This is a genomic window from Brevibacterium antiquum CNRZ 918, from assembly GCF_900169145.1.
Taxonomy (GTDB): domain Bacteria; phylum Actinomycetota; class Actinomycetes; order Actinomycetales; family Brevibacteriaceae; genus Brevibacterium; species Brevibacterium koreense.
In genome coordinates this window covers 21,363-34,605 of sequence record NZ_FXZD01000015.1, presented here as the reverse complement: position 1 = coordinate 34,605, position 13,243 = coordinate 21,363, and the positions used below count along the sequence as shown (strand labels likewise).

The 13,243-nt window shown below is 59.8% G+C and carries 4 protein-coding genes; 2 read left to right on the top strand and 2 right to left on the bottom strand.

Annotated features, from left to right (window positions below):
- The first annotated feature begins 25 nt into the window (after positions 1 to 25).
- Entirely contained in the window at positions 26 to 2,809 is a 2,784-nt protein-coding gene (locus BANT918_RS15460) for a DEAD/DEAH box helicase family protein (RefSeq protein ID WP_233430541.1), read from the top strand.
- A 76-nt stretch (positions 2,810 to 2,885) separates the two neighbouring features.
- Positions 2,886 to 6,590 carry a hypothetical protein gene (locus BANT918_RS15455; RefSeq protein ID WP_145997000.1) on the top strand — a complete coding sequence of 1,235 codons (3,705 nt, stop codon included), beginning with the start codon at positions 2,886 to 2,888 and terminating at the stop codon, positions 6,588 to 6,590.
- Positions 6,591 to 6,907: 317 nt separating this feature from the next.
- On the opposite strand, the gene BANT918_RS15450 is transcribed toward BANT918_RS15455, so the two are convergent.
- Both BANT918_RS15450 and BANT918_RS15445 read right to left on the bottom strand, forming a co-directional pair.
- Positions 6,908 to 10,315: a UvrD-helicase domain-containing protein gene (locus BANT918_RS15450; protein ID WP_101621062.1), complete on the bottom strand. Its 3,408-nt coding sequence runs from the start codon at positions 10,313 to 10,315 to the stop codon at positions 6,908 to 6,910.
- Positions 10,312 to 13,164, bottom strand: a complete 2,853-nt coding sequence (locus BANT918_RS15445) for a PD-(D/E)XK nuclease family protein (RefSeq protein ID WP_101621061.1) — start codon at positions 13,162 to 13,164, stop codon at positions 10,312 to 10,314. The genes BANT918_RS15450 and BANT918_RS15445 overlap by 4 nt, the downstream gene beginning before the upstream one ends.
- Positions 13,165 to 13,243: the final 79 nt, after the last annotated feature.

Below are 13,243 nucleotides of genomic sequence, written 5' to 3'. Positions count from 1 at the left end.
GGTCGGCGCAGTCGGGAACCGCCTGGTGCTCGACCACGACACGGTGCTCGCAAACCTGCAGCGCGTGCAGGATAAGAATGGCCTCGAGGTTGCCTCGAAGCTGTTCGATGACTCGGCGCTCGACTTCGATATCGAGATGGAGACGGGTACGGGTAAGACGTACGTGTACCTCCGTACCGTCTTCGAGCTGGCGGAGAAGTACAACTTTACGAAATTCGTCATCCTCGTGCCAAGTGTAGCGATCCGCGAGGGCGTGAACACCAGCATCCGCCTGATGCGCTCGCATTTCGAGAACCTGTACAAGAAGCGCAACATCACCTTCGATTCGTCGGTCTATAGCGGTCAGAACGCGGAGGAGGTGCAGTCGTTCGCAACGTCGACCAACGTGCAGATCATGGTGATGACGATCGCTTCCCTTCGCGGCGATAAGAACACGCGCATCATCCATCAGACGCGCGACAAGCTGAACGGCCTGAAGCCGATCGATTACCTGAAGGCGACTCATCCGGTCGTCATCATGGATGAGCCGCAGAACATGGAGTCACTGCTCTCTCAGTCGGCCGTGGGCGAGCTCGACCCGGTGTTCACGCTGCGCTACAGCGCGACGCACAAGAAACTCCGCAACGTCGTCTACCGGCTCGACCCGGTCGACGCGCACGACCTCGGACTGGTGAAGCAGATCGTGGTGGCGGACGTGCAGCAACAGGGTGCCGACGCGACGCCGTACATCAAGCTGGTCGAGGTCAAGAACGACAAGGGCTGGGTTGCTCGGCTGGAGTTGTCCTGCCGCAAGGCCGACGGTCTGCTCGAGCGCCGGGTGGTGAACGTCAAGCAGAACCAGGAGCTATCCGATCCTCGTCTGACGAACAACGCGAGCTACGATGGTTGGCGCGTCAACGAGATGAGCATCGAACCCGCATACGTCGACCTGACGCTGCACGGCTATCTGTATCAGGGCGAGAATATCGGCGGATCGTCGGGCGCGATCTACAAGGAGATGATTCGCGAGACGATCAAGGAGCACCTGCGCAAGGAGACGCAGTTGTGCGCCAAGGGCATCAAGGTACTCAGCCTGTTCTTCATCGACAAGGTCGAGAGCTTTCTCGGTGACGGCTCGAACAACAATGATGCGAACGGTCAGTTCGTGCAGTGGTTCGACGAGCTGTTCCATGAGGAACATGCCAAGTCGCCGCAGTGGCAGGAGCTGCTCCCGCAGGATCCGGCCGAGTTGCGTCGCGGTTACTTCTCTGTCCTCAAGGGCAAGAAAGGCGCGGCGGACAAATTCCAGGACACCTCCGGCACCACCAAGGCCGACGATGACGCGTACGAGCTGATCATGCAGCAGAAGGAACGCCTGCTCGACGGGAACGAGCCAACGCGGTTCGTGTTCAGCCACTCTGCCCTGCGCGAGGGCTGGGACAACCCGAACGTCTTCCAGATCTGCACCCTGCGTGAGATGGGGGCAGAGACGGAGCGCCGCCAGACGCTCGGCCGTGGTCTGCGCCTGCCTGTCGCAAAGAGCGCGGGTGGTTACGAGCGCGTAGCCGATCGTGGCGTCGCAACGCTGACGGTGGTGGCGAACGAGTCGTACAAGCAGTTTGCCGATGCGCTCCAGAAGGAGTACAAGGACGCTGGAGTCGAGATCGGGCGAGTGCGCAAGGCGGAATTCTCGAAGATCCCGCGGCAGAACCCGGACGGTTCGCTCACCGATGAAAACCTCGGCTACGAGGGATCCGTGTCGATCTGGGAGCATCTGCTTGCGCAGAAGTTCATCGACAAGGACGGCGTTGTTCAGCCGAAGTTCCAGCCGAACACGCTCGACTTTGGCCTCAACATGCCCGTCGATTTCGTGTGGGCGGAGCCGTTCGTCATCGAATTGGTCGGCCGCGCCAACATCGGCAAGTACGTGAAGCCGAAGAGCAAGCGCCATTCCCGCAAGCTCAACAAGGAGCTGTTCGCGAACCCGGAGTTCGAGAAGTTCTGGGAGACGATCAGCCGCCGCACGACGTACCGCGTTGAGGTGAGACGCGACAAGATCATCGAGAACTCGGTCAAGGCGATCAAGGAGGCACCAGACATCGATCCGCTGCGTATCCAGGTCACCCGCGCGGGGGTGAAGGTGCTTCGCGGCGGCGCGAAAGGCCAGGAACTCGGGTCACGTCAGCAGGAACTCCGAGGCAGCTACGACCTGCCCGACATCATCGGAGAGCTGCAGGAGGCCACTTCCCTCACCCGCAAAACCATCGTCGACGTCCTCGTCGGCAGCGGCCGGCTGGGCGAGTTCATCGCGAACCCGAACGACTTCATCGCAATGGCAAAGCGCCTCATGCAGACCGAGCTCGCGAAGCTCGTCGTCGATGGCGTGCAGTACGAGAAGATCGCAGGCTCCGTCTACGAGCTGCGTGAACTGCGCAAGGACGGCGAAGAAGAGAAGGAACGCTTCCTCGACCAGATGTACAAGCTGGAGAACGCGGACAAGTCGAACTTCGACTACGTCGTCTACGACTCCGACCCTGAGCGTCAATTCGCGGAGTTACTCGACAGTCGTCAAGACGTTAAATTGTTCATGAAACTTCCGGACAAGTTCAAGATCGACACCCCTGTCGGACCGTACAACCCTGACTGGGCGATTATGAAGCATGAAGACGGCGAGGATCGTGTTTACATGGTCCGTGAAACGAAGAGCACCGACGACGAAGCGAAACGTCGTCCGACAGAGAACGCCAAGATCAAGTCCGCCATCGAGCACTTCAAGGCTATCGGCGTAGGCAACTACGCGGTGTCAGTGCCGGGGAAGTGGCGGGTGTAATGAACAGCAGGGCCCGCTTGTGAAACACCTTTTCAGTAGAATCCAACGCTGGCTAAGGCATATTGTGCTCGTCCGGATGGACGTCGTGCAAGCACGGATCGAGTCCTGGGGACGGTCCGCATCGACGGTAAGCGTGCCAGAGTTGATGCCGCTCGCCCCAGTCTACGATCCAGAGACGCACGCCTTCTACGTCGACCTTGTGGAGAACGCGCTCACGAAGAGTCACGACGGGGTGCTAAATATTGCGCTCAGTGGGGGATACGGCGTCGGCAAGAGCAGCATCTTAAGTGAGGTGGCGCGCAGACACCGCGGAGAAGTCATTTCAATCTCGCTCTCAACATTGGGTTTCCCGGAGGATGAAACCCAGCCCGGAGGCCCGACGGCACAAGTTGCGGCAGCGAAAACGAATCGGGTTCAGAAGGAAATCGTAAAACAGCTTCTCTACAGCCGGCGACCAGCGAAAACTCCTGGGTCGCGCTATCGACGTGCGACTCGGCTGCCTGTCGCACTTATGGGCTTGTACGCGGCGCTGGTGGGCGTCTTCGTGACTACAGTCTTTTTGCTCACGGGCTGGGGAGTGAAGGTAGCGGAATCGCTCGGCATCGAAGCAGCCATGTGGGTAATCAGCTTGGTGATTTCCTCCGTTACCGCGGTGACTGCATTCCCAATCCTCGCGCTTTTCCATCATCAATTACAGCTGACCGCGCTAGGTGCTGGGGGTACGACCATCGCTCTGTCCCCAAAGTCGGCGACATATTTCGATGAGTACCTTGATGAGATCATCTACTTCTTCGAAATGGTCAAATCGGACATCGTGATCTTCGAGGACATTGATCGCTTTAACGACCCTCATATCTTCGACACTTTGCGTTCGCTAAACGCGATCCTCAACGGAGCCGAGCAACTCAACGGTCGCCGTATTCGTTTCATCTACGCCGTCAAAGACAGTATCTTCGACAGTCACGGAGGGCGCGCTAAGCCAAGCGAATCATTGACGAAGGCACCCGAGCAAGAAGAAGAGAAGCAAGCTGCTGAGGAAGAGTCTGGGGCCGCTCGGGCAAACCGTACGAAGTTCTTCGAAGTCGTGATACCAGTCGTGCCTTTCGTCACCCACCGCAGTGCCCGCGATCTGCTCGACGACACGATAGGCGACGAGTTGAAGGGCGGAATCTCCAATGACTTGATCGACCTCGCGGGCAAGCATGTGGCAGATATGCGGCTCATCAAGAATATCCGAAACGAGTATGCAATATTCAAAAGACGAGTCTTGGAGGCTAGTCAGCTGGATCTCGACGAGAATCGCATGCTCGCTATGATGCTTTACAAGAGCATCCACCTCCGCGACTTTGAAAACATCAAGTTGGGCGAAAGCCAAATCGATGAGTTGTACCGTAAGAGTCGAAGGCTGATCGATGTTTCCATCGCTTCCATTGACACCCAGCTACGCGAGAAGCGGCGGCGGCGGCGCCAAGCCTCGATCCCGTCCGACCGAGCAGAAGCGTTTGGCGCAGCACTGGTCGAATACGTAGAGCGGGTTCTTCGTCACGCGCCATCGGTGCTCAAGTTGCGGGGCGTCGCCGCGTGGAAACTCGGCGAAATCACTATTGACGTGGAGAAGATTTCGGGACCTGCGTTCTGGGAAGATCTCGGGACATCAGACGAGCCACTCAAAGTGATTGTGTACCGCAACGGAACTTCCACGCTCCAGTTTGAGTTTGAAGTCGCCGATATCGAGAGGGTGTTGGGTACGCAAATCGATGCGAAGAATGTCGTGGAGGCGGAGCTTAAGCAAATCGACGCGGATATTGCGAACCTCGAAGCCGAACTTGTTTCGCTTCGTGGTGCCGACATGACCGAGCTTACGAAGCTCGAACGATTCCGATTAGCAGACGGTAGTGATGAGTCGACGTTTGACGAGCTCGTCGACAAACATCTAACATCATCGCTCGCTCGTGAGCTTCTGCGCGCTGGATACATCGACCGAAACTTCACGCTGTACACATCGCCCTTTTATGCAACCCGGCTAAGCGAGGCGGCGGCGAACTTCCTCATGAAGAACGTCGATCGAAATCAACCGGACCTGAATTTCGAGCTGAAGGAAAAAGACGTCCGACTCCTCATCGAGGAGCGTGGGTATTCGTTCCTCTCGACGCCTGCAGGACTCAACATTTACGTCCTCGATTACCTGCTTTCATCAGAGGAGGCTGGTGCAAGGGCCGTGGTTGAATATTTGCTCACAATTGGCGAGCAGGGAGAGCAGTTTGTTCTCTCCTACTTCGCATCTGGAATGGCACCAGAACATCTCGTTAAGATGCTTACCCCTCGTTGGAGTAAGATCCTTTTGTTCCTAGTGACAAAAGCTGACGTAGAAGAATCACGACGAAACACTCTCATCGATTCAGCACTGAGAGCGGTTGCACCAGACGTTGAATACGTCATCAACGACGCAGTCGCCTCCGAGCTTGCGTCGCTGTACGAGGCATTTTCTGTCTTCACTGATAAAGATGTAACGGAGGCAGAGGCCATTGCGGTTAGCTCAATCGTGAAGTCCTCTGGCACAAAGATAGATAACCTGTCAGTCCTGGGTCCGCCCATGCGCCGGGCGATCGTTCAAGACGGAGCATATAATATCGCTCGCGATAACCTGTTGTTGGCGATTGCTGGAGCCGGCTCCAACTTGAGCCTAGATGCCATTAAGGAAGCGAACATCCTCGTTTACGAACGCGTGTTCCAGGATATCGAAGCGTATCTGCGAGCGATCCCAGAGACGGAACCAACGATTGCGCACGTCGAAGCTTTTCCAAGGATCGTGAGAGATATCGCGGTAGCAGCACCATCGCGACTAGAGGCAGTCGTGAACCGCGCTGCCGATGAATGCATCGTGGAGACCCTGGAAGATGTGGAAGAGGACGTTGCTGCGCCTGTCTTGGCTCGGCTTGGTCGTTTCGCCCCCTCCTTCGACAACATCATGACGTACCTGGGTTGGAGCGAAGTCGTAGACAAAAGTTTAATCACGTTCCTCGGAGACATTGACATGATCTCCGAGACAACAGACGCCGACGAACCTGAGAAAGTTGCGCTTGCATTGCAACTCGTGCAGGCGGAGGGACTAAAGCCTTCGAAACGCGCTGCTCTGGTCGACTCGTTGGCTCTCGGAGACCGACTGGATGTAGAGCAGGTGCCGGTCGAGGAGGGGGAACTTTATGGTGAACTATTACGCTATCGGCTGATTGCAGACGGTGCAGATACTTACGCCGCGCTAGAGGGCACGAGCTGGGAAACACGCAAGGCATATATCGTGTCCTCCAGCGAATTCGAGAACTTCGCTACCCCAGAGATCGTTGGAACCGATCTCGCTAACCTTCTTGCGGATCAGGATATCGACATCAGCGTGAAGAAGGCCATCACGGCGGAGGCGGAGGCGTACGCCTCTATTGCAAATCGATCAGGGTTGAAAATGCTCGCAACCTGCGTATTGGGAGATGGCGGCGCTGTAAGTATCGACACACTTAAACGCTTCGCCGAGGCCGGTGTCGCGACGGACACTCTGCTCGCGCTGCTCGTTCCGATCCTGCCTGATATTAGTATCGCCGAGCTCACCGAACTTCTCAAGGAAATCGGCGGCGCCTTCGCGAAGCTCGCGGGGGCGACCGGCAAAAGACCTTTGATCCAAAGGACCGACAGTGCAGAGGCTCTCGTCGCACGGCTTACTGAGCTGGGCGTTGTTTCGCAGGCGACAAATGTAGGGAGTAAGATGCGAGTCAACATGAAGAGGTCATGATCTTGAACATGACCTCTACAGTGCGCCAAGTTTCGTAAATGACTTTCGAATCTTCCCATCCAAGTCACCACCGTGCGGTCTACTACGTAACCTGGCTCTTTGTAAACGAGAGTGTAGACCGATGAATTTCAAACAGAGCGAGTCGCTACCCGGATAGACGTCGAGGTCTTCCGATGATGGAAGTTCTCACACAAGCCATCCGAAAGACCTCGACGTGGACAAGCCTATATTCTCGACGCCTGACCCTGCATCAGTCCCACATAGGCTGACCTTTTGGGAGCTAGCGCATCATGTTCGCCAGACTATTCTGACTCGATTCAAATCCAAGACGACAGCCCAGTTAGCTTCACCTCCGCGATCGTTCCCAGTAGCGGTAGGTGAACGATGAGCCGAGGCGCCCGGCGGTTGGTAGCTCTTTCCAGTGAATACGAATAGGTCGCCAGCTGCCCGAGGTAGTTCTCGCGGATATGGCCGATCGGGTCGGTCCCAGGATAAGTCTTGTGATCGACGAGAACGTGCTCGCCGTTCGGCAGCTTCAGCAGAGCGTCGATCCACCCTTCCATCACTTGTTCGCCATCGTTACGCCAGGCGATCGGCTGCTCGGTGAGCACCTCGGCGCCGGGGAACGTTGCCTCGATCCACGCGGTCCAGCGTCGACCGATCTCGACTAGTACCTCTGCCGAGAGCACTGTGCCGGCATTCCACCGGTCGAGAATTCTTTCAGCGGCCTCGCTCGCTGTCGCCTCTGCCAAGGATGCCAACGGCAGGCCAAGATAGGCATGCACCGCATCGCCGATGCGATCCCAGTCTCTCCCGCCCTTGTCGACGAGCGGCTCCCCCAGATTCGCGAGGACACTCACCTCGGCGTCGATACCCTCGGAACCGACGCTGCTGGCAGTGAAGTGGGCAGGAGGACCGACAACTTCCTGTGCGAGCCGGCGCACTGGGACATCGGTATAGGCGTAGAAGGACTGCGGTGGTGGCACCGTCTCTTGTGGAGCTTCGGAAGAAACTGGATATGCACCGATTCGGATCGGCAGACTTGTATGGACCGACTCGCTTCCGATTCCTGTTGCACGACGATTCGCGATCCGCACCTCCCCTGCTTCATTGGCAGCGGGAGTTGATTCATCGCCGATTTCCGGCAGATCCCAAGTCAGCAATTCATCGTCAACTGCCACGCTGAGCACATTGTCCTGACCGGTGGGATCACCGAAGGCCATGATGCTGTGGCATTCGGCTCGGGTCAGGGCGACGTAGAGCAGGCGTGCTGTCTCGTTGCGTTCGGATTCGGTACTGCGACGTACCGTTCCGGTCTGCCCCAACTGCTCCTTCAACGGCCCGTAATTGCTGAGGATTCTCGGCAACAGCCGCAGGGATCGGTTCGCGAGCGGATGCCTGGCGTCGAAGACCGGGGCCTTCTCCACAGTGACCTCGCGGTGCCCGTAGTCCTTGGCAGCGGAGACTCCGACGATGACGACGGGCCACTGCAGGCCCTTCGACTGGTGCATCGTCGTCACGAGCACGGCATCATGAGCTGTAGTCTGTTCGTATGCTCGTGCAGACTCATCGAGGTGTTCGAGCAGTCCTGCCGGTGTCACCGGCATCCGTGTTTGGTGAGAGGCATCCTCGTATTCCGCAGCGATCTGGCTGAGCGCATCGAGGGTGGCAAGCCTCGTCTCCGGGGTCGACCACGCCTTGATCCGCTGTGGCAGATCGAGCGCATCGACGACGGCGAGCAGCAGCTCGACCGATGTGTGCTGAGAGGCATGAGTTGCCAGCTCTGCCAGTGCGGCGAGCGCAAGGTCGAACCACCAGGTTGCCGGTTGAGCCCGGCGCTGCTGCTTGTCGGTGATGTGGACTGCGTCGTCGAACCAGGTGTCGTGCTTTTCGTGATCGGCCAGGAGCGTGACGAGTTCGGCGAGCGCAACGCCGTCCTCGGGATCGACGACGGCGGCCAGGCCGGCGGCGACGAGCTGGCCTTCCCTTGTCGCGAGGAGATCGGTGGTCGATCCGACGGCGGGGATTCCTCGCGTGTGGAGCTCGTTGACGACGTTGCCGACCTGAGTGTTCGTGCGCACGAGGACAGCGATGTCACCGACGCCGACGTCACGGTCTGGCAACCGTGGTGAGCGGGAGAGGAAGTCGGCGACACCCTCGGCGATGGCCTGCACCATTCTGCTGTTTGAGCGTGTGGCCCCGCCCTTGTCCGTATTCGGCACCCAGAGCTCACGGCCACCGATCGCTCGGTGGGCCTGGCGCTGAGGCGGAATGCTGAGGACGACTTCGTCCTCGGATTGTTCAGCGAAGACTGAACTGAAGAGCGCATTCGACAGATCCAGCGGCGGATCGCTCGACCGCCATGAGGCGCCGAGGTTCTCCGTCGTTGCCGTCCCCAGTTCGGTCTCTCCGTCGATGAGGGCGGAGAAGACGTCGTTCATCAGCTCCGGGTCCGCCCCACGGAACCCATAGATCGCCTGTTTGCGATCGCCGACCCAGACGACTTCGTCGACGAGCTCGGCCAGTTCCATGAAGATCGCCAGCTGGATCGGCGAGGAATCCTGGAACTCATCGACCGCCAGCAGCCGAAACCGGGAAGCGACGGAACGCCGAACCCGGTCATTCGTCCGCAGCAGGTCGAGAGCACGGACCTCCTGGTCGACGAAGTCCATGACTCCCAGCCGGTTCTTGTGCTCCTCATAGGCGGTCAGTGAAGCGATCGCAGTGTCGATGACGAGGCGAATGAGGGCCTCGGCATCGTCCTGGAAAGCAGCGTTGGCCAACAGTTCACCGCTGACAAGAGCCGCACTCGATGACTCGAGCACCTGCTTGGGGACCTTGCCCGGCTCTTTTCCACCAGGGGCCTTCGGGTATTTCGCTTCGGCGACCTTGGCCCACGTCGACCAGGGAACCCGTGCGAAGGGATCGCCAGCCTCGGCGTGGGTGTCGAGGTCGCGGAGGAAACGGTCAAGGGTGATGATGCTGCCTTCGACGTTGCCGATGCTTCCCTTGGCCACCGTCACCCGTGGCTCCACTGTCGGGTCAGACTCTTCGCCTTGGGCGATGCGTAGTGCACCACGGAGCTCGTCGATATCGCTGGCCAAGCAGTCTCGCCAGGTTCGTCGACCATCACTCCGTCGCTCGGGCAGCGCCGAGAGGAAGAGCCCCGCCGAGGCTTCTGCGGACTCTCGCAGTTCTGCCTCGCCGAGGTGGTTTGCCCGTGCGGCTGCGGCGACGGACTTGACGAGATCGGACCACACGACGGGACCGTGTCCCCACTGGTTGGCCTCACCTGGGCTGCCATTGTGACCGGTGCGCAGAAGAAGATCCCGGTGGGTCGCCTCGGCGCCGGCAATGACGTCATCAACGGCCGCGGTGAAGACCATTGCCTGCTCGGTCTCGTCGAGCACGCGCAGCTCGGGAGAATACCCGGCATCGATCGCGTAATCGGTGACGAGCCGGCCGGAGCACGAGTTGATCGTCCCGATGAGTGCCGTGCCGATCTCCTCAGCCGCGGTAATGTTCCCGTCGTCGAGGAGCCGCTTCTGTGTCTTCTCAACCAGATCCGCTGCGGCACGAACCGTGAAGGTGGTTGCGATGACCTCGCTGGCCCGCAATGGGGTACCGCCATCGGCGGGTTTGTCCGTCAGCCGCGCAGAGAGAACCTCGGTGAGTTTGTAGGTCTTTCCCGAACCGGCCGAGGCGGTGATGACGTGAACGCTCATGAGTGGTCTCCAGCGATGCCGTAGATGAGGTTGAAGGCGCTGAACGTCTGCGGTTTGTCGATGAAGAGTCGGCCTTCTTCGTTGATCGCGTCTTTGATCGACTTGATCGCCTTGTTCAGCTCCGTGTTCTTCTCCCCCGGCTTGATGCCGAAGTCGGCGTAGACATCGGCACTCAACGATTCGAAGCGTCCGGTGGCGATCTTCGTCAGAGCGTCTTCGACGGAAGCCTCAATACTTGACCACAGGCCAGTCGGGTCCCCGCCGAGGTCGGCCCCGCTATCGTCCGTCTCGTCGGGTCCGCCGGTGTAGTCCGGATCAAGGGCGGAGTCGGTGGAGACGAAACGCCCCTGCTTGAGCAGGAAGTAGGCGGTAAGCGGGTTCCCCTCGCCGCTGCCTTCGGCTGTGTTTGAGTAGATGCTCAGCTGCACGGCTTCGCCTTCGTCGACCATGGTGCGGTATCGCTTACCCGAATTCGCCCATTTGAGATCGATGATCATGGGGCGGCCATTGTCGATTGCCCCTTCGAGGTCGCGCATGCCGCCCAACGCGACGGTCCAGGCCACGCCATCGACGGTGAGCTCCCACGCGTGAGTGAAGGCTGCCTCGGCGCCGGTAAGGGTGATGCCGCGTTCCTGCACAGTGGTGAACAGGGATGCCAGCGAGGCGAGCACGGTGGAGCGGATCGTCCCGAGCCGAGCTTTCTGCCCCGGGAGGAGCAGCTCGGAGGCGAAACGCGGAACGAACCGATCGAAGGTTTCACCAATCACCTGGGGTGACGGGACTGCTCCATCCGGCGGCGCTCCCCTGCCGACGAGTTCCTCGACGATTGCGTGGACGAACGTGCCGATCATGCGATTGCCGGTCGGAACGTCGAAAGAGAAACCGCGTTTGATACCGAGAGCACGCTCCAGCGTCCAACCCAGTGGGTCGCTCAGCAGCTGTTCGATCTGGGTGAAGGACAGCCTTTCGGGAAGGAGGTGGGTGAAGTCGCCGTCCAAGGAACGAGAAACGGTGCTCGGCGGGGTGATGGTCTGTCCAGCCACCTCGTCGAGGGGTGCAGAGACCTCACCCAGTCTCCAGATTCCGGTTTCGTGCAGTGTGGAAACCGGGCGGGTGATTGAGGCGTCGTCGAGAACTGCATCAACGCCTGTTGTGGTGAATCGCTCGGGGTGGGTGACGGCGATGTCTTCGGCCAAACGGGAGAGGGAGGGATGGAGTGACGTCTCCTGGCCGCGAATGCGATCGGGGCAGAAGCAGATCACCGTGGCGGCCGTGCGAATGCCACGCAGCGCAGCGGCTTGGTGCAGGCGCTCCCTTTCGGTCGCGGTCGAGATCTGAGCGCCGGCGCGGGATAGAGCGTGTGCCTCCTCGGGATCCCACACTTCAGTCTCATCGCCCTCGCTGCGGTGAGAGGACCACCAGAGGATCGTTTCGCTGTCGGCTGGGACTTCCGATGGGTCGTAGACCACTGTCCACTTCGCTGCGATCGCCTCTGCAGTGGTGTGTGGTGCTGTGGGGGCGCAGGCATCGGCGATGTCGAAGAGCTCACGCACACGAAGGTCGGCTGCAGGCAGGTGGGCAAGTGCCTCACGGAAAGAGTCAACGTGGCTGGCTACCTCGGCGATGAAGGCTTTGGCCCTGGTGCTGTCGGGCGTCGCGTCGTCGGGGTGGTGCGAGAGTGCGCGCAGACGATCTGCCAGCCAATTCAACGCTGGGTGGAGTGTTGTGAGAAGGACGAGGTCGTTGTCGATGACCGGTGGTGTCAGGCGGATGAGTCTGTCGATGGTGTGTGCGGTTTCTGCTGCCTTTGCTCTGGTTTCAGGTGCCGTGTCGGCGCGGTCCTGGAGGTCGCGCAGGGCTGTCATCCAGGCGGAGTCTGGGTCGCCGGAGATTCCCGGTTCTTTCGTCAGCGCGGTCAGGAGCGCGGTGGAGACCGAGCGGGGAATGAGAGCCTTCGCGGGTGATTCCGCGTCCGGGGTACCGAAGGAGAGGTCGAGGAACTCCGCGACGTGCCGGATGTCTGTTGGTGGCAGGATGGCGCTGAGGAAGACCGGCAGGACCTGGCCCGCCGGGCTCGTTGCCGAGGTGCGGGGAATGCCGAGTGTCGGGGTGCCTCGGCGGGAGAGCTCGTGGTCGAGGATGTTGGTGGAGTCTCCGGCGATGATGCAGAGCTTGTCGTGGTCAGAGGTGTTGGACAGCCAGCGCGCGGCCGCCTCGGCGGTCGACCATTCATCTGGCCCGCGGACGATGGTCAGCTCGGGCACTCCGGACTTTGGAGCTGCCTCGGTGATCGTCACGCCTGCGGCGTCCAGGACTTCGAGGATGGTCTGCCATGTGTTCGGGAGATCGGTCGCTCGGTCCTGCAACTCGATCGTGTCGATGCCCAGCGGCCAGCTCGAGCCATGCTGGCGGAGGAGAGTGAGAACTTCGCGCAGATCATCGGCCCTGCCGGGTGCGAGATTCGCGCTCGAGTCGTGGGTTGGTCCGAGGCGCACTAGTCGTTCCACCGCGGCCAGAGCGTCGAGTCGTGGGTGCTCGGTGTAGGTCTCACCGTCTGGGGTCGGCTGCCAGCCGGCTTCGACGGCATCATCACGGAGTCGTAGAAGATGGTGGGCGGTATTCCACGGATCGTCGGCGAAGGAACGTTGATACCAAGGGTGATCGGCCTCGGCCATGAGCGATCGGTACTGTGCAATGCGGATCGGACGGTTGACGCTCGGACGTGTTGTCCCCAGCCGGGTCTGCAGGATGCCGAGAAGGCCGAGCGGGCCTGTGACGACTGTCGTGCCGGTGCTGCGATCTGACGCCCATGGGGCCCTGTCGAAGTTCCAACCGAATTTGATGCGCATCCTTGCTCCTCCCCATCACACTGATCACGACAGTAGTAGGGTGGTGCGGTTTCACCAAACGCGATGGCTGTGGTTCGCC